The sequence below is a fragment of the Rubrivivax rivuli genome, assembly GCF_004016505.1.
Classification (GTDB): Bacteria; Pseudomonadota; Gammaproteobacteria; order Burkholderiales; family Burkholderiaceae_C; genus Rubrivivax; species Rubrivivax rivuli.
The window spans coordinates 1-17,184 of sequence record NZ_SACR01000007.1 but is presented as its reverse complement, the minus strand read 5'-3'; the positions used below and the strand labels follow the sequence as shown (position 1 = coordinate 17,184).

At 69.0% G+C, this 17,184-nt stretch carries 18 protein-coding genes; 16 read left to right on the top strand and 2 right to left on the bottom strand.

The annotated features are described in order from the left end of the window. The first annotated feature begins 225 nt into the window (after window positions 1-225). The 12 genes from EOE66_RS20115 (at window position 226) to EOE66_RS20070 (ending at window position 10,851) form a co-directional block, all read left to right on the top strand. A complete protein-coding gene (locus EOE66_RS20115) occupies window positions 226-1,191 on the top strand; it encodes a TerC family protein (protein WP_128230544.1) in 966 nt (321 codons plus the stop codon). 234 nt (window positions 1,192-1,425) lie between these two features. After that, window positions 1,426-2,214 (top strand): energy transducer TonB, encoded by a 789-nt coding sequence (locus EOE66_RS20110; protein ID WP_128230543.1) that lies wholly within the window; start codon window positions 1,426-1,428, stop codon window positions 2,212-2,214. A gap of 8 nt (window positions 2,215-2,222) precedes the next feature. Continuing rightward, window positions 2,223-2,984 carry a MotA/TolQ/ExbB proton channel family protein gene (locus EOE66_RS20105; protein WP_128230542.1) on the top strand — a complete coding sequence of 254 codons (762 nt, stop codon included), beginning with the start codon at window positions 2,223-2,225 and terminating at the stop codon, window positions 2,982-2,984. 15 nt (window positions 2,985-2,999) lie between these two features. Continuing rightward, complete coding sequence (locus tag EOE66_RS20100) at window positions 3,000-3,419, top strand: ExbD/TolR family protein (RefSeq protein WP_128230541.1); 420 nt, start codon at window positions 3,000-3,002, stop codon at window positions 3,417-3,419. Between the two features lie 110 nt (window positions 3,420-3,529). Next, complete coding sequence (locus EOE66_RS20095; protein ID WP_245479119.1) at window positions 3,530-5,797, top strand: TonB-dependent receptor; 2,268 nt, start codon at window positions 3,530-3,532, stop codon at window positions 5,795-5,797. A gap of 13 nt (window positions 5,798-5,810) precedes the next feature. Next, window positions 5,811-6,998 (top strand): DUF1513 domain-containing protein, encoded by a 1,188-nt coding sequence (locus EOE66_RS20090; protein WP_128230540.1) that lies wholly within the window; start codon window positions 5,811-5,813, stop codon window positions 6,996-6,998. A gap of 34 nt (window positions 6,999-7,032) precedes the next feature. Then, window positions 7,033-7,671: a hypothetical protein gene (locus tag EOE66_RS20085; RefSeq protein WP_128230539.1), complete on the top strand. Its 639-nt coding sequence runs from the start codon at window positions 7,033-7,035 to the stop codon at window positions 7,669-7,671. 180 nt (window positions 7,672-7,851) lie between these two features. Further along, window positions 7,852-7,983 (top strand): hypothetical protein, encoded by a 132-nt coding sequence (locus tag EOE66_RS22305; RefSeq protein ID WP_259376402.1) that lies wholly within the window; start codon window positions 7,852-7,854, stop codon window positions 7,981-7,983. Window positions 7,984-8,139: 156 nt separating this feature from the next. Next, the gene (locus tag EOE66_RS21885) at window positions 8,140-8,298 is read left to right on the top strand and encodes a hypothetical protein (RefSeq protein ID WP_164885199.1); all 159 of its coding nucleotides are present in this window, start codon (window positions 8,140-8,142) and stop codon (window positions 8,296-8,298) included. 78 nt (window positions 8,299-8,376) lie between these two features. Continuing rightward, complete coding sequence (locus tag EOE66_RS20080) at window positions 8,377-8,625, top strand: hypothetical protein (RefSeq protein ID WP_128230538.1); 249 nt, start codon at window positions 8,377-8,379, stop codon at window positions 8,623-8,625. A gap of 138 nt (window positions 8,626-8,763) precedes the next feature. Beyond that, window positions 8,764-9,906 carry a DUF2855 family protein gene (locus EOE66_RS20075; RefSeq protein ID WP_128230537.1) on the top strand — a complete coding sequence of 381 codons (1,143 nt, stop codon included), beginning with the start codon at window positions 8,764-8,766 and terminating at the stop codon, window positions 9,904-9,906. Window positions 9,907-9,966: 60 nt separating this feature from the next. Beyond that, the gene (locus EOE66_RS20070) at window positions 9,967-10,851 is read left to right on the top strand and encodes an HDOD domain-containing protein (RefSeq protein WP_128230536.1); all 885 of its coding nucleotides are present in this window, start codon (window positions 9,967-9,969) and stop codon (window positions 10,849-10,851) included. Here EOE66_RS20070 and EOE66_RS20065 read toward each other — a convergent pair. Next, window positions 10,848-11,327 carry an Lrp/AsnC family transcriptional regulator gene (locus tag EOE66_RS20065; protein WP_128230535.1) on the bottom strand — a complete coding sequence of 160 codons (480 nt, stop codon included), beginning with the start codon at window positions 11,325-11,327 and terminating at the stop codon, window positions 10,848-10,850. The two genes, EOE66_RS20070 and EOE66_RS20065, sit on opposite strands and share 4 nt — an antisense overlap. A 117-nt stretch (window positions 11,328-11,444) precedes the next feature. On the opposite strand from EOE66_RS20065, the gene hppD reads away from it, so the two are divergent. Together hppD and phhA are read left to right on the top strand one after the other, a co-directional pair. Further along, a complete protein-coding gene (hppD, locus tag EOE66_RS20060) occupies window positions 11,445-12,539 on the top strand; it encodes a 4-hydroxyphenylpyruvate dioxygenase (RefSeq protein WP_128230534.1) in 1,095 nt (364 codons plus the stop codon). A 16-nt stretch (window positions 12,540-12,555) separates the two neighbouring features. Then, window positions 12,556-13,461: a phenylalanine 4-monooxygenase gene (gene phhA / locus EOE66_RS20055; RefSeq protein WP_128230533.1), complete on the top strand. Its 906-nt coding sequence runs from the start codon at window positions 12,556-12,558 to the stop codon at window positions 13,459-13,461. Here the strand turns inward: phhA and EOE66_RS20050 are convergent. Then, window positions 13,440-14,348, bottom strand: a complete 909-nt coding sequence (locus EOE66_RS20050; RefSeq protein WP_128230532.1) for an esterase/lipase family protein — start codon at window positions 14,346-14,348, stop codon at window positions 13,440-13,442. The two genes, phhA and EOE66_RS20050, sit on opposite strands and share 22 nt — an antisense overlap. Between EOE66_RS20050 and EOE66_RS20045 the strand changes: the two genes are divergently transcribed. Together EOE66_RS20045 and EOE66_RS20040 are read left to right on the top strand one after the other, a co-directional pair. Further along, complete coding sequence (locus EOE66_RS20045) at window positions 14,347-15,216, top strand: DUF8198 family protein (RefSeq protein ID WP_205702774.1); 870 nt, start codon at window positions 14,347-14,349, stop codon at window positions 15,214-15,216. The two genes, EOE66_RS20050 and EOE66_RS20045, sit on opposite strands and share 2 nt — an antisense overlap. Window positions 15,217-15,269: 53 nt before the next feature. Next, complete coding sequence (locus EOE66_RS20040) at window positions 15,270-16,958, top strand: long-chain-fatty-acid--CoA ligase (protein ID WP_128230531.1); 1,689 nt, start codon at window positions 15,270-15,272, stop codon at window positions 16,956-16,958. The last annotated feature ends 226 nt before the right edge of the window (window positions 16,959-17,184 follow it).

Sequence of the window (17,184 nt, the reverse complement as noted above, 5' to 3'; positions counted from 1 at the left end):
CTTCGCTTGGCGGTGGCTTCGGCATGGGCCTTGCGTTGTCAGGGCTGATCCAGGCTGCTTAACATCCCGCCTGTCGAAAGGGGAGTAGCACGCAGCGCCATGCTGCCGCGCCATCCCGTCAGTACGGCTGTCTTCCGCAGTGTCAGCCCGGGACCGCAGGGATCTCCTCCCGCAAGACCTTTCGGCGCGAACCCCTCTCAATCACAACCATTCACGGGAGTGTCCATGGACACCATCGCGCCGCTCTGGCTTTGGGTATTTTTCGTCTGCGCCGTGCTCGCTGCGCTCTTCATCGACTTCGTCGTGCTCAACAAGCAGGGCGCGCATGAAGTGACGGTGAAGGAGGCCATCAACTGGTCCATCGTCTGGGTGCTGCTCAGCTTCGCCTTCAACGGGCTGTTCTGGTTCGCGGTCTACCAAGACCACGGCACCGAGCTCGCCAACACGAAGAGCATGGAGTTCCTCACCGGCTATCTCATCGAGAAGAGCCTGGCGGTGGACAACATCTTCGTCTTCCTGATGATCTTCACCTACTTCGCGGTGCCGCCGGCCTACCAGAAGCGGGTGCTGATGATCGGCATCATCGGTGCCATCGTGCTGCGCACGGTGATGATCCTGGTGGGTGCCTGGCTGATCGCGAAGTTCCACTGGGTGCTGTACGTCTTCGGCGCCTTCCTCATCCTCACCGGCATCAAGATGTGGTGGGCGGCCGACAAGGAGCCCGACCTCGAAAGCAACCCGGCGCTGAAGCTGCTGCGCAAGGTGATGCCGGTGGGCAAGAACTTCGACGGCGAGAAGTTCTTCACCATCGAGAACGGCAAGAAGATCGCCACGCCGCTGTTCCTGGTGATCTGCCTGGTGGGCCTGACCGACGTGATCTTCGCGGTGGACAGCATCCCGGCCATCTTCGCCATCACGATGGACCCCTTCATCGTGCTGACGAGCAACATCTTCGCCATCCTCGGCCTGCGCGCGATGTACTTCCTGCTGGCCGCCGTGGCCGCCAAGTTCCACCTGCTGAGCTACGGCCTGGCGGTGGTGCTGGTGTTCATCGGCACGAAGATGATGCTGATCGACATCTACAAGATCCCGGTGGTGGTGTCGCTGGGTGTCGTCGTCGCCATCCTGGCCATCACCATGGTCTGGAGCGTGAAGACCGCGCCGAAGATCAAGGACAAGGCCGCCAGCTGAGGCCGGCCCGCGCGGGCGGGCTGAGAGCCCGCAGCGCCCACCACCGCTGAAGCCAGGCCCCCGCCTCAGCTGCAGCGCCCGCCAACGCCGCCACGCCCTTCGGGCTGGCGGCGTTGGGCTTTGTGGACGGGAGATCGGTGAGCGCGGCACGGATACAACATTGTTATTGCGAACCATTCGCATTCGCAATACGATGCGCTTCCTGTCGTTCGGGCCGCTGGCCCTCCCTGCACGATGTCTGCCCGCCCTGCGCCGCCCCTGGTGCACCCGATCACCCTCAGTCTGGCCCCGCGCCCGGGGGCACCGGCCCCGCCTGCGCCCGACTGGACGCAACTGCTGCGCCGCCCCGCCGAAACCCCATCGCGGCAAACGCGCGGGCTGATCGCCGGCGTGGCGGTGCTGCACCTGGCCGCTGGCTGGGCCCTGCTGCAGGTGCCCGCAGTGCGCTCGGCGATGCTGGAGGCCGCGCCCCTCGTCGTCGACCTGCTGGCCGCCCCCACCACCCCACAAGCCCCACAACCCAAGCCACCGCCGCCGAGCGCCGCGCCGCAGCCGCCCGTGCGCGTGGCGGCCCCCAGCACCGTGCTGGCGGCACCGAACCCGGCGCCGCCGCTGGCCGAGGCCTTCACCGCACCGGCGCCCACTCCGGCCCCTGCGGCCCCGGCCGCGGCCACGCCGAACCCGCTGGCGGCACCCGCTGCTGCGTCCGTCCCTGCACCCGCCCCTGTGCCGGCGGTTCGCAAACGGCTGCCTGCTGATGCCGTGGTTTACCTCGTGCAGCCGCCCGCCGAGCTGCCCCTGGCCGCGCGCCGCGCCGGCGAAAGCGGCGTGGTCTGGCTGCGCGTGGTGGTCGACGTGCGCGGCCTGCCGGCGCAGGTGACGCTGCAGCGCAGCTCAGGCCACGCGCGGCTCGACGCCCAGGCCCTGGGCGCGATGCGCCAGGCGCGTTTCCGCCCCTACACCGAAGACGGCGTGGCCCTCGAAGTCGAGGTCACCGCGCCCATTGAATATCCGCTGGAGTAAGCACTGACATGGAACTCACCGCCACCGCCACCCCCAGCCTGGGCTTCGCCCACCTGCTGGCCCAGAGCGACGCAGTTGGCAAGACGCTGCTGGCCGCGCTGCTGCTGATGAGCATCGCCTCCTGGGGGCTGATCGTCGTCAAGGGCTGGGCGCAATGGCAGCGCCGCCGCCGCGGCGACGCCTTCCTGCATTTCTTCTGGAACGCCCACACGATGGACGAGGTGCAGCACGAACTCACCACCCACGGCGCGCGCGACCCGTTTTCGCACCTCAGCGCCCACGCACTGCACGCCCAAGCGCACCACGCGCGCCACGGCGCCACGCGCCTGGCCGATGCCGGCAGCGCCAGCGACTACATCACGCGCACCCTCAAGAAGGTGCTGGATGAAGAGACCATGCGCCTGGAAAGCGGCCTCACCGTGCTGGCCACGGTGGGTGCGACGGCGCCCTTCGTGGGCCTGTTCGGTACCGTCTGGGGCGTGTACCACGCGCTGGTGGCCATCGGCCTGAGCGGCGCCGGCACGCTGGACAAGGTGGCCGGGCCGGTGGGCGAGGCGCTGATCATGACGGGCCTGGGCCTGGCCGTGGCCATCCCCGCGGTGATGGCCTACAACACCTTCACGCGCGGCAACCGCGTCCTCACGGGCCGGCTGGACGCCTTCGCCTTCGAGCTGCACAGCTTCCTCACGCTGGGCCAGGCGCCCGGCGCGGCCAGCCAGGCGACACCGGCTGGCGGCGCCCAGGTGCGCGCGCTGAAACCCGCGGCCTGAAGGAGCAGCACCGCCATGGCCTTCGCCTCCTTCGACCGCCAGCGCAGCGCCGCGCCGCTGGCCGAGATCAACATGGTGCCGCTCATCGACGTGATGCTGGTGCTGCTGGTGATCTTCATCGTCACGGCCCCGCTGCTCACCCACGCCGTGAAGCTGGACCTGCCCAAGGTCAGCACGCAGCCGAACACGCCACCGCCGGAGAAGATCGACTTCGCCATCGACGCCGCCGGCCAGCGCTACTGGAACGGTGAGCCCGTCACGCGCGCGGTGGCAGCCGAGCGCTTCAGCGCCGCCGGGCGCCTGCCCGTGCAGCCACAAGTGCACCTGCGCGCCGACCAGGTCGTGCCCTACCGCTTTGTTGCCGAGACGCTGGCCGATGCCACCCGCGCAGGGCTCACGCGCGTGGGCTTCGTCAGCGAGCCCGAGGCGCGCTGACGCGCAGCGTCCGTCGCCGCCCCCAACCCTTCTGCGCCCACCCCGCACGTCCGCGCCAGCCGCGGCCGGCAGGCCGCGCTTTGCCTGATCACACACCGAACGAGACTGCCATGCGCAACGCCTTCCGCCTGCCGACCCGCCCACCCCACGCCCTTCGAACCGCAGCCGCCGCAGCGTTGATGGCGCTGGGCACCACCACCACCCAGGCTCAGATCGCAGCGCCGGCCGGCGCTGCATCAGCCCCCGCCCCTGCCCCTGCCAGCACCGTGCTGCCCGTGGTGCGCGCCCGCGTGCAGGCAGAACCCGCCGGCAAGGACAGCGTGCAGGCCACCACCACCCGCATCGGCAAGGGCCAGCAGGAACTGCGCGACGTGCCGCAGAGCGTGACCGTGGTCACCGAGCGCCTCATCGACGACCGCAACCTCGACACGCTGAAAGACACGCTGAAGAACACCGCCGGCATCAGCTTCCTGGCGGCCGAGGGCGGCGAAGAAGACATCCGCCTGCGCGGCTTTTCATTGCAGGCCACGGGCGACATCTTTGTCGACGGCCTGCGCGACCCCGCCTTCTACGAACGCGACAGCTTCAACTGGGACCGCCTGGAGGTGCTGCGCGGCAGCGCCAGCATGCTCTTCGGCCGCGGCAGCACCGGCGGCGCCGTCAACCAGGTGAGCAAGCTGCCGACGCTGTTCGCGGGCAGCGAGGTGGGCGTGACGCTGGGCAACCAGGGATACCTGCGCGGCACGGCCGACCTCAACGTGAAGACGGGCGACAACGCCGCCTTGCGCGTCAACGGCATGGTCACCCTGGGCGACAACCACGGCGCCAAGATCGACAAGCACGGCATCGCGCCCAGCTTCCGCTGGGGCATCGGCACCAGCGATGAATTCCTGGTGAGCCTGTACCACCTGGAGAACAACAACGGCATCCACTACGGCCTGCCCTGGCTGAATGGCAAGGTGCTGCCTGTGGACCCGAGCAGCTACTACGGCGCCTTGAGCGACGTGAGCGCAGGCAGCGCCACGATGACGACGCTGGGCTACACCAAGCGTTTCGCCGACCGCAGCGAGTGGAAGACGACGCTGCGCGTGGGCCGCTACGAACGCGACCAGCGCGCCAGCGCCGTGCGCTTCGCGGCGGCGGCGCTGCAGCCGGGGGGCGTGGCCGTCAGCGAGGCCACCTTCGGCCCCGACACCGTGCTGCAGCGCTCGGGGGGCAACGGCACCCACGCCAAGATCCAGGACCTGGACGCCATCACCTTCCAGAGCGACTACGACAAGAAGTTCCAGGCCCTGGGCCTGAAGCACTCGGTGCAGGCGGGCGTGGATGTCACGAAGGACGCGTTCATCGGCTTCACGGCCGCCAACCCGGCCTCGGGCGCCTTGATCAAGCCCACCATCACCGTGGCGCAGAACCGCGGCGGCGGCTGGGTCGACGAATCGCTGCGCGTCATCCACAAGAACCGCGATTTCGAGAGCGAGGCGCTGGGCGCCTACGCGCAAGACCTGGTGCAGCTGAGCCCCGGCTGGAAGCTGCTGGCCGGCCTGCGCTGGGACCGCTTCGAAGGCCGCTACCGCACCTACAGCACCGCCACGGCCAACTTCGGCGCCGTCACCGGCGACCGCGGCCGCAGCGACTCGCTGTTCAGCGAACGCCTGGGCGCGCTGTGGCAGCCCACGCCGCTGACCAGCTTCCACTTCAGCTACGGCACCAGCTTCAACACCTCGGGCGACGCCTACCAGTTCGACGCGCTGGGCAGCAACACGCCGCCCGAGAAGAGCCGCAACTTCGAGCTCGGCGCCAAGATCGACAGCGAGAGCGGCAAGGCCACGCTGCGCCTGGCGCTCTTCCACGCCACCAAGTACAACGAACGCAACCGCGACGAAGAGTCGGTGAGCCCGACGAACTACGTGCTCTCGGGCCAGCGCCACGCGGCGGGCTTCGAGATCGACGTGGCCGGGCGCATCACACCGCAGTGGGAGGCCTTTGTCTCGCTGGCCTGGATCCCCGACGCCGAGGTGGACCGCGCCTCGTCGGTGCTGGGCACCACGCTCACGGGCGAAACCGTCGGCCAACGCCCGGGCCTGACGCCCAAGCTCTCCGGCACGGTGTGGAGCACCTACCAGCTCACCCCCAGGCTGCGCCTGGGCGGCGGGCTGAACGCACGCAGCAAGGACACGCCGCAGCAGAGCAGCATCGTGGCGCGCGGCTTCGTCACGGCCGATCTGATGGCCGAGTTCGACGCGGGCGGCGGCCTGCTCTTCAAGCTCAACGTCAGCAACCTCACCAACATGCTCTACGCCGAGACGCTCTACCGCGGCCACTACATCGCGGGCAAGCCGCGCACGGTGCAGCTGAGCTCGGTGTTCAAGTTCTGAGCGAGGCCGGCCCATGATCGCAAGACGCACAGCCCTGAAGGCCTTGCAGGCGCCCTGGCTGCCGCTGCTGGCGGGCACGGTGGCGAGGCCCGCCTGGGCGCAGGCCGACGAAGCCCCGGCACCGCCAGTGCTGCAGCGCATCGCCTCCGCCTGGCGCGTGGCCGGCGCCACCGCGCCCGACAGCGGCGACCGTGTCGGCCTGCTGCAGGTGCACTGGGCCGAAGGCCGCGTGCAGGTGCTGGCCGAACAGGCCGTGCCCAGCCGCGCCCACGGCCTGCTGCCGCTGGCCGACGGCGGCTTCCTCGCCGTGGCCAACCGGCCCGGCCGCTGGCTGATGCGCTGCGACGCGCAAGGCGCCGTGGTGCAACGCATCACCACCGACCACGAGCGCCCGGCGCGCACCTTCAATGGCCATGTCGAAACCAGCGCCGACAGCCAGTGGCTCTACACCACCGAAACCGACCCCGCCACCGGCGCCGGCTGGATCAGCGTGCGCGACCCGCAGACGCTGGCGCGCGTGGCCGAGTTCAGCAGCCACGGCATCGACCCGCACCAGCTGCTGCGCGGCCCGGGTGCGATGGCCGGCCGGCTGATGGTGGCCGTCGGCGGCATCGTGCGTGACCGCCTGGGCCGCAAGCTGGATGAACCCATGGAACCTGCGCTGGTGCAGCTGGACGCCAGCACTGGCGCGCTGCTGGGCCGCTGGACGCTGCCCGATGCGCAGCTCAGCCTGCGCCACATCGCCTGGGCGCAGCACCCGCTGCCGCGGCTGGGCGTGGCGCTGCAGGCCGAACACGCGCAGCCCGCGCTGCGCGGCGCGGCGCCCGTGCTGGCGGTGTGGGAAGCCGATGCACGCGGCGACGGCGGCCACCTGGCCCTGAGGGGCGACAGCGCCGCGGCGGTGGCGCAGAGCGGCGGCTACGCAGGCGACATCGCCGCCGGCCCAGGCGGGGGTTTTGTGCTCAGCGCGCAGAAGCAGGGCCGCGCGCTGTGGTGGCACCCGTCGCTTCCGGCCGACTACACCACGGTGGCGCAAGTCACCGAACCCTGCGGCCTGCTCACCCTGCCCGATGGCCGCGGCGTGGCGCTCAGCGCCGGCCGAGGGCTGGCACTGTGGCACCTGCGGGCCGCGCCGCGCATGCTGGCCTGGCCCGGCGTGCGGGTGCCTGACAACCACTGGGTGGCGCTGGGCCGGGCCTGAGGCAGGTGAAGGCGGATTTATCATCCGGCCCTCCATGCAAGCCAGCCCCCATGACCCTGCCCAGGTCCTCGCGCAGACGCGCCTGGACAACGCGCTGGCCCTCTTCGAAGAGTTCGTGCGCGCAACCGCACGCCACGCCGACGCCGCCACCCTGCGCGGCCTGGAGCGACGTTTCGCAGAACGCGTGCAGATCCAGCCCAGCTACTGGAGCCAGATCAAGAGCCGCAGTCGCCAGATCGGCGAACGCCTGGCGCGTCAGTTCGAGCACCTGTGCCAGAAGCCCAACGGCTGGATGGACGTGCCGCACGGGCCGGCCGCAGCCAGCGGTCTGGCAGCACGCAGTGCAGGGCTGGCCGCCCCCGACACGCCCCCCGCTGACGACGCCGCACCCCGCGACGACGACGAACGTTTCATCGTCGGCCTCGTGCTCACCTACTACCGGCGCCATCCACAGCGCGCCCGCACGCGGCTGCTCGATCTGCTCGGCGAAGTGCTGGCGCCCACGCCCGCCCCGCTGCCGGTTCAGCCCGCCCCCACGGCGCCTGCACGTGCGCTGGCGCCGGGCGTGCGGCGCCCGCCGCCGCCCGTGCCGCTGGCCCCGCAGGCCGAAGACGCCCATGCACTGTGGCTGCGCTCGCAAAGTGGCGTGGCTCCGCTGAAGCGCAAGAAGTAGCCTGCAGACTGCGCACCGCCGGGCGCAGGCAGACCAACACCCGGCATCCCTTGTTTGCAGGGATTCGTTGATCAAATCCCCTTGCTCTCTGATAACGGTATGTTTATCATCTGCGCAAGCCTGCAGTCGGCACCCGACCCTTCCGGTGCTTGCAGCCGATCCACCCACACCCGAGTCCCGATGAACCGAACCACCGCCTTCGCCAACCTGCCGGTGCGCCGCCCTGCGGCCAGCCCGGCACCGTCGGTGGCGGTGCGTGCGCAAGTTGCGGCTCAAGTTCAAGGCCCCCGACCCAGGGCGCCGGTGCGCTGACGGCATTTCAAGCCAGTCTGCTCACCACGGCCCGGGTTGCTGCCAGCACCCGGGCCGTTTTGTTTTCGAAGTCCGGGCTTGGCAGCCCCAGCAACGTTCCATGCCGCCGGCTGCGCCGGCTTCAACCGCCCCCCAAGGCCACCCAGGAGAGCCCCGATGAAGATGACCGTCAAAACCATCAAGCCGCGCAACCCCTTCGTGGCCGCCAGCCTGCGACGTGTCGCCGGCTCGCACGCCGCGAGCCCACGCGCCCGCCGCCAAGCCGAACAACGCCTGCTGCGCGCCGAACTCGAGCGCCTGAAACCCAGCCCCTGAGCCAAGACACCGCCGCCTCGCGCTTGCACAGCCGCCCCACACAGCGGCCCGGCGCGGCGGCAGACCCGGAGAACCGCCATGTCCCTGCATGAACTGTCCCTCGAAGCCGCAACGCCCGGCGAACGCCGTCTGCGCGATGTCGCTGCCGCCCTGCTGCGCCTGCTGAGCCACACGCTGGGCCTGCTGGCCGAGCGTGTGGCGCCGCCGCCCGCGGTCGCCCCCGTCGAGCCCCTGCTCGAATTCCACGCTGAAGCCGGCGCGCCCGAAGGGGCGCTGTACGTCAACGGCCAACTCGTCGGGCACCTGCCCGGCGTGCACCGCCTGTAATTCGCGCGGTGCCCCGGCAGGGGCGGTGCCCGGTGGGCCCGCCCCTGCCACCCCTCAATGCGCGCCTGCGGCCGTCGCGCGGGTGACAGCCCGGCCCCGCCGTGCCGCGCATGCTGCGGTGCCCCACAGGAGCACCGCATGCGCAGCGACACCGGCCACCGCCTCTTCCTCCAGCGCCAGCGCCTGGCCGCAGCGCGCATCGGCCCCGACCCCGACGCTCCTGCGCATCGCGCCCTTCAGCCCGGCCAGGCCCGGCTGGCCATCGAACACTTCGCCCTCACCGCCAACAACATCACCTACGCCGCCTTCGGCGAAGCGATGAAGTACTGGCACTTCTTCCCCGCCGCCGAGCCGGGTGAAGGCTGCCTGCCGGTGTGGGGCTTCGCCACGGTGGTGGAGTCGCTGGCCGAGGGCGTGGCAGTTGGCCGGCGCGTGTGGGGCTACTTCCCGGCCGGCAGCCACCTGGTGGTGACGCCGGGCCGCGTGAACGCGGGCGGCTTCGTGGATGCCGCACCGCACCGCGCCGACCTGGCGGCTGTCTACAACCACTGCGCCTGGTGCGATGCCGACCCTGGCTGGCAGCCCGCGCTGGAAGGCCTGCAGGCGGTGATGCGGCCGCTGTTCATCACCTCCTTCCTGATCGACGACTTCCTGGCCGAGGCGGCCTGCTTCGGCGCCGAGCAGGTGCTGCTGAGCAGTGCGTCGAGCAAGACGGCCTGCGCCACCGCCTTCTGCCTGGCACAGCGCCGCGGACAGCCGGGCGCGCCGCGGGTGCTGGGCCTGACCTCGCCGCGCAGCATGGGCTTCGTGCGTTCATTGGGTTGTTACGACGATGTGCTGGCGTACGACGCACTCACAGGCCTGGCCCCCGGCGTGCCCACGGTCTATGTCGACTTCGCCGGCAATGCTGCGCTGCGGCGCGCGGTGCACGAGCACTTTGCAGGCACGCTGAAGTACAGCGCCTCGATCGGCGGCACCCACTGGGACGCGCTGGCTGCCGCAGGCACCAGCGCCAGCCTGCCGGGGCCGCGCCCCACGCTGTTCTTCGCGCCCGCACAGGTGAAGAAGCGCAGTTCGCCGCCGCCCGAGGGCTGGGGCCGCGATGGGCTGGACAGGCGCCTGGCCCAGGCCTGGAACGCCTTCACCACGGCCGCCACGGGCCCTGAGCCGTGGGTGCAGATCAGCCACCGCAGCGGACCCGAGGCCGTGCTGGTCGCCTATGCCGAGGTTCTGAGCGGCCAGGCCGATGCCCGCCAGGGGCTGATGCTGTCCCTGGCCTGAGCCCAGCTCAAGGTGGTGGCCGGGCCGGCCGATAACCCGGGCAGCGACTTCGCCTTTGCCATGCTCAGCCCGCCGCCTTTCATCAGCCAAGCGCCGCGCGACCTCGCGGGCTGGTCCGCCTTGTTCGAGCATGCCGACCTGCCGGTGCTGGGCGAAACGGTCGACGCCTTGGCCGAACTGGCCGAGAACGAGGATGCGGTGGATGCCCGGCTCATTGCCGACGCGGTGGTCAGCGACCCGCTGATGACCATCAAGCTGCTGGCCCATGTGGCCGAGCTTCGCCGGGGCCGTGAAGGCAGTGACACCGAAACCGCGACCGAAGCGCTGGTGATGCTTGGCGTGCCGCCCTTTTTCCGTGCGTTCGCCGGGTTGACCGAGACCGCCGACTGGCTGGCCGGCCAGCCCGAGGCGCAGGTGGGTTTCCGCCGCGTGCTGCGCCGCAGCCGCCGTGCCGCACGCTACGCCATGGCCTTCGCGGTGCACCGCATGGACCACGACGCCGCCGTCATCCACGAGGCGGCGCTGCTGCACGACTTCGCCGAACTGCTGCTGTGGCTGCGCGCGCCGGCCCTGGCGCTGGCCATCCAGCAACGCCAGCAGGCCGACCCCGCGCTGCGCAGCGCGGTGGTGCAGCGCGAAATGCTGAACATCGAGCTCACCGAGCTGGAACACGCGCTGATGCTGAAGTGGCGGCTGCCGCGGCTGCTGGTGCAGATCACCGACGAGCATGCCCGCCAGGTGACGCCGCAGATGCGTAACGTGCAGTTGGCCATCCGCGTGGCGCGCCACAGCAGCCAGGGCTGGGACAACCCGGCGTTGCCGGACGATGCCCATGATGTGGCCGTGCTGCTGAACCTGTCGCACGAAGCCGCCTGGCGGCTGCTGCACGACATCGACGGGGTGGACGAAGGGCCGCCCCTGCCGCCACGCCCGAAGCCCCTCTAGACGGGCACGGCGGTGGTGCCTTTCAGGCGCCGCAGCATGAAGCTGGTCTTGCAGTCCTGCACCGCAGGGTGGCGCAGCAGCTGGTCCATCACGAAACGCGAGTAATGCGCCATGTCGTGCACCAGCACGCGCAGCAGGTAGTCCATCTCGCCGCTGAGCGCCACGCACTCCACCACCTCGGGCCAGGCCTGCACGGCGGCGGTGAAGGCGTCGATGGGGTTGCCGCCCTGGCCCAGGTGCTTGGCCAAGCGCACGTTGATGTAGGCGGTGAGGCCCAGGCCCACGCGCTCGGGTGCCAGCAGCGCCACGTAGCCGGTGATGACACCCTCCTCCTCCAGCCGCTTCACGCGGCGCAGGGTGGCGCTGGCCGACAAGCCGACGGCCAGCGCGAGCTCGTCATAGGTGCTGCGGCCTTGCTGTTGCAGCGCAGCAAGAATGCGCCTGTCGATGGCGTCGAGCGTGCTTGTGGTTTCCATGGCCTGGATTCTGCAGTTTTCCTGCGCAAGCCCGCACTGCTGCGCCACGCAACGCAAACAAGCTGCGCGCCAGCGCCCGTACAGTGCGGCCACCTTCCCCACCCGACGAGACGGCGCATGCAATTCACCCCCTGGGACAACCCGATGGGCACCGACGGCTTCGAGTTCATCGAGTACGCCGCGCCCGACCCCGTGGCCATTGGCGCGCTGTTCGAGCGCATGGGCTTCCAGGCGATTGCCAGGCACCGCCACAAGAACGTGCTGCTGTACCGCCAGGGCGAGATCAACTTCATCGTCAACGCCGAGCCCGACAGCTTTGCGCAGCGCTTCGCGCGCCTGCACGGGCCGAGCATCTGCGCCATCGCCTTCCGCGTGCAGGACGCCAGGCACGCCTTCGAGCGTGCCAAGGAACTGGGTGCCTGGGCCTACGCCGGCACGGCCGGCCCGGGCGAGCTGAACATCCCGGCCATCAAGGGCATCGGCGACAGCCTGATCTACCTGGTCGACAAGTGGCGCGGCAAGAACGGCGCGAAGGACGGCGACATCGGCAACATCGGCTTCTTCGACGTCGACTTCGTGCCCTTGCCCGGCGCCACGCTCAACCCGGTGGGCCACGGCCTGACCTACATCGACCACCTCACGCACAACGTGCACCGCGGGCGCATGGCCGAGTGGGCCGATTTCTACGAGCGCCTGTTCAACTTCCGCGAGGTGCGCTACTTCGACATCGAGGGCCAGGTCACGGGCGTGAAGAGCAAGGCCATGACCAGCCCCTGCGGCAAGATCCGCATCCCCATCAACGAAGAAGGCAACGAGAAGGCCGGCCAGATCCAGGAGTACCTGGACAAGTACCACGGCGAGGGCATCCAGCACATCGCCCTGGGCTCCGACGAACTGCTGGCCACGGTGGACGCCATGCGCGCCAGCGGCGTGAAGCTGCTCGACACCATCGACACCTACTACGAGCTGGTGGACAAGCGCATCCCGGGCCACGGGCAAGACGTGGGCGCGCTGCAGCAGCGCAAGATCCTCATCGACGGCAAGGCGGGCGAGCTGCTGCTGCAGATCTTCAGCGAGAACCAGCTCGGGCCCATCTTCTTCGAGTTCATCCAGCGCAAGGGCGACCAGGGCTTCGGCGAGGGCAACTTCAAGGCGCTGTTCGAGAGCATCGAGCTCGACCAGATGCGCCGCGGCGTGCTGGCCAAGACCTGAGCCCGGCAGCGCAGCGATGAGCGGCCCCGATTTCCACGACGGCGTGAACAAGGGCGTGGCCCCGGTGACCTACGGCACCGGCGACCGCCCGCCGCGCGGCGACTACGGTCGCGCCCGCAGCGACTACACCTGCGCGCAAGACTTCGCGCAGTACACCGAGGCCGACCACGTCACCTACCGGCGCCTGTATCAACGCCAGCTGCAGCAGCTGCCTGGGCTGGCCTGCGACGAGTTCATCAACGCCGTGCAGCAGCTGGGTGCGCCGGAGCGCATCCCGCGCTTCGACGACATCAGCGAGCGGCTGATGAAGGCCACCGGCTGGCAGATCGTGGGCGTGCCGGGGCTGATTCCGGAAGAGGCCTTCTTCGCCTTGCTGGCCGAACGCCGCTTTCCGGTGACGGACTGGATTCGCAAGCCCGAGGAGTTCGACTACGTCGTCGAGCCCGACATCTTCCACGACCTCTTCGGCCACGTGCCGCTGCTCTTCAACCCGGTCTTTGCCGACTACATGCAGGCCTACGGCGCCGGCGGCATGAAGGCCAGCCGGCTCGATGCCTGCGAGTTGCTGGCGCGCCTGTACTGGTACACGGTGGAGTTCGGCCTCATCCAGACGCCGCAGGGATTGCGGGCCTACGGCGCGGGCATCCTGAGTTCGGCGGGCGAGCTGCGCTACAGCGTCACTTCGCCCGAGCCTCAGCGCGTGGGCTTCGACCTGCAGCGGCTGATGCGCAGCCGTTACCGCATCGACACCTTCCAGGCCAGCTACTTCGTCATCGACAGCTTCCAGCAGCTCTTCGATGCGACCGCCCCAGACTTCACCCCTGTGTACGCACAGGTGCGCGAGCGCATCGCACACGAAGGCGAGATCGAAGCCGGCCAGGTGCTGGCCGGCGAGCGGCTCTACCTTGCCTTAGGCGCCTGAAGCAGGGCCTGCACGGCCTGCCAGGGCGCCGGGTGGTCGACCATGTGCACGTGTGCCACGCCGGGCAGGTGGCGGTTGTCGGCTCCCGGCAGCGTGGCGGTGGCGGCAGGGAAGACGATGTTGTCGCAGTGGCTGTAGAAGCAGGTGAAGCGGCGGTGGCGTCCCGCAGGCTCGTGCGAGGCCAGCGCGGCCAACCACGGTGAGTGGCGCCGCATCTCGCGCGCATTGGGCGTGGTACCCCACCGCGCCAGCCAGGTGCCCTGGTGCGGTGTGCCGATGGTGACCGCGTGATGCACGCGTGCATCGTCGCCGTGCTCGGCCCACCAGCGGCGCAAGGCGAGCCCGCCCATGCTGTGGCCGACGATCACTGGCGCCAGGCCGGTGCAGGCCTCGAGCCGGCGCATGCCAGCCTCGATGGCCGCCACGCCGGCATCGATGCTGCCGAAGGGCGGCTCCATGGTCACGGCGACCACCGGCACCCCCTGCTGACGCAGCCGCTGCAGCCAGCGGTTCCACAGGCCACGGTTGCAGACATAGCCATGCACCAGCAGCACGCCGCGGCGGCCCTGGGCGTTGGTGGGCAGGTGGTCGGGATACGCAGCGTGCCGGAAAGGCTGGCGCCAGCAGAACACCCTCGGGGCATGCAGCACCTCGCCCCACCAGGCGCCCAGCAGTTGGGCGGCACGGGCGCGCGGGGTCGGGTCGGCGCCATGAACGGCGGCCAGCAGCAGGAACTCGATGCCGAGCACGAACGCATGCCCGCCCAGCAGCGCCAAGGCGCCAAACAGTGCCCAGCCGGGCCGCCCTTGCTGCAGGCACACCCACAGCCAGATCACGACCCCGGTGAGGGCCCCCAGCGTCAGGATCTGTTGCAATCGTGCGAGCATGCCGGCTGCATTCTCGGGCAGGCTGGCAGGGCCCGCCGTGCCGGGGTTCCAAGGTTCGCTAGACGGCATTCGCGCCGCACATCGCAATGACATCTACAAGGGGCGGCACATGGCCCTGAATCCGGCGGGTGAAGAGATCCTCGACTGCCTGCGGCAGGTTGACGAGCAGCGGCAGTTGCGCCTGAGGGATGCCGGCCTGGGCGGGCAGGTGGCGGCTGTGAAGGCCTACCAGCACCAGCGCTTCGCACAGACCTATGCAGACCAACTGACCCACCCCAGGTTCGGCGACGCCGCCAGGTTTTTTCTCGAAGACCTGTACGGGCCGGACGATTTCAGCTTGCGCGACCAACAGTTCGCACGGGTGGTGCCCGCCTTGGTTCGCTTGTTTCCGCGTGACATCGTCGACACCGTGCTGTCCCTCGGCCGGCTGCATGCCTTGTCCGAGGTGCTCGACACGCAGATGGCGCGGTGCCTGCTGGCGCAGGCGCCAAAGCCTGCGCCCTGCAGCGGCGAGGCTTACGGGCGCTGCTGGCGCCTGGCAGGCACTCCCGCAGACCGCGAACGCCAGATTTCATTGATGCTGGCCGTGGGCCAGGCCCTCGACGGCTACACGCGCAACCCGCTGCTTCGCCACACCCTGCGCCTGATGCGTGGCCCGGCTCAGGCGGCAGGGCTTTCGGCGCTGCAGACCTTTCTGGAGCGGGGCTTTGACACCTTTCGCGCCATGAAAGGCGCCGAGGAGTTCCTTCGCACGATCGCCCAGCGCGAACGCGCGCTGGCCGCAGCCTTGTTTGCAGGTGGCGATGGGCCCGACCTCGCGCTGTCGCCTGGAGGACAAGGCGTCCTAGGACAAGCACCGAGGCTGTGACGGCGGCGGCACCGCCACCATAAACGGTTTGTTTCTGGTGGAGAGTAGGTCCCGTGCAGTCACCTTGGCTTGATCACTACCCCCCCGGCGTTCCGGCCGAGGCGGACGTCGGCGCTTACCGCAGCGTGGCCGAGCTGCTCGATTCGGCTTTCCGCCGCCATGCGCAGCACGACGCCTTGTGCTGCATGGACCAGCGCCTGCGATATCGCGACATCGATGAGATGTCTCAAGCGCTGGGCGCGTGGTTGCAAGGGCAGGGTCTGCAGCGCGGGGACCGTGTCGCCATCATGATGCCCAACGTGCCGCAGTACATGGTGGCGATCGCGGGGATCCTGCGGGCTGGCTTCGTGGTGGTGAACGTCAACCCGCTCTATACCGCCCGCGAGTTGCAGCACCAGCTCAAGGATTCCGGCGCGGTGGCCGCCATCGTTCTTGAGAACTTCGCGGTCACGCTGGAAGAGGTGATTGAGCAGACCGACGTGAAGCACGTGGTGCTGGCTGCGCTCGGTGATTTGCTGGGCTACTGGCAAGGCCGCTGGATCAACTTTGCTGTGCGGCACCTCAAGCGCATGGTGCCTGAGTTCAGCCTGCCGATGGACGGGGGCCGCACGGTCACACGCTTCAACGACATGCTGGTGGCGGGTGGCCGCCAAGCCCTGCGGCGGCCGGACATCGGGCCCGAGGACATCGCCTTCCTGCAGTACACCGGCGGCACCACCGGAGTGAGCAAGGGCGCAGTGCTGCTGCACCGCAACGTGGTGGCCAACCTGATGCAGGTGGATGCATGGTTCCGCCCCAAACTCGCGGAACTGGGGACAGCGCCATTGACGGTGGTATGCGCGCTGCCGCTGTATCACATCTTCGCCTTGACGATTTGCGCGCTGTTCGGCGCCCACATGGGGGCGATGAATTTGCTGATTCCGAACCCACGCGACATTCCCGGGTTCGTGCGGACACTGGCCAAGCACCGCTTCCACATGTTCCCAGCCGTGAACACCCTGTTCAACGCGCTGGCCAATGACCCCGACTTCGCGCGGCTCGATTTCTCGGGTTTGCGAGTTTCCAATGGCGGCGGCATGGCGGTGCAGCAAGCCACCGCGGAGAAGTGGTTCAAGGTCACCGGGTGCCCGGTGGTGGAAGGCTACGGCTTGTCAGAGACCTCGCCCGTGGCCACCTCGAACCGCCTGGACGTCAACGACTTCACCGGGACGATTGGCTTGCCGATCCCGTCGACCACGATCGCCATCCGTGACGATGACGGCAACGATTTGCCGATTGGCCAGCCCGGCGAGATCTGCATCCGCGGCCCGCAAGTGATGGCAGGGTATTGGAACCGCGCTGACGAAACCGCCAAGGTGATGACTGCCGACGGGTTCTTCAAATCGGGCGACGTCGGCATCATGGACGAGCGCGGCTACGTGCGCATCGTCGACCGGAAAAAGGACATGATTCTCGTGTCCGGTTTCAACGTGTATCCCACCGAGATCGAGCAGGTGGTGAACCTGCTGCCAGGGGTCTTGGAGTGCGCGGCGATTGGCATTCCTGACGGCAAGTCGGGCGAGGTTGTGAAGCTGTTTGTCGTGAAGGCAGACGCGACACTGTCTGAAGACGACGTGAGCGCCTATTGCCGCGACAATTTCACTGCCTACAAGCGGCCGAAGTACATTGAATTCCGCGATGAGCTGCCCAAGAGCAATGTGGGCAAGATCCTCAGGCGGGAGCTTCGCGCACCGAGCAGCTGATGACGGTGTCTGTAGACAAAGGCGGCCCGGCGGGCCGCCTTTTTTTGTGGCCGAGTTCCGGCGAGAGTATCTGTTTGGCCAAGCAATCTGCAGTTTCGTGAACTCAATCCCGCAAAGCAAAAAGCCCCGATCTCTCGATCGGGGCTGATGCTTAATAAATAGCCTGACGATGTCCTACTTTCACACGGGAACCCGCACTATCATCGGCGCAAAGGCGTTTCACTGT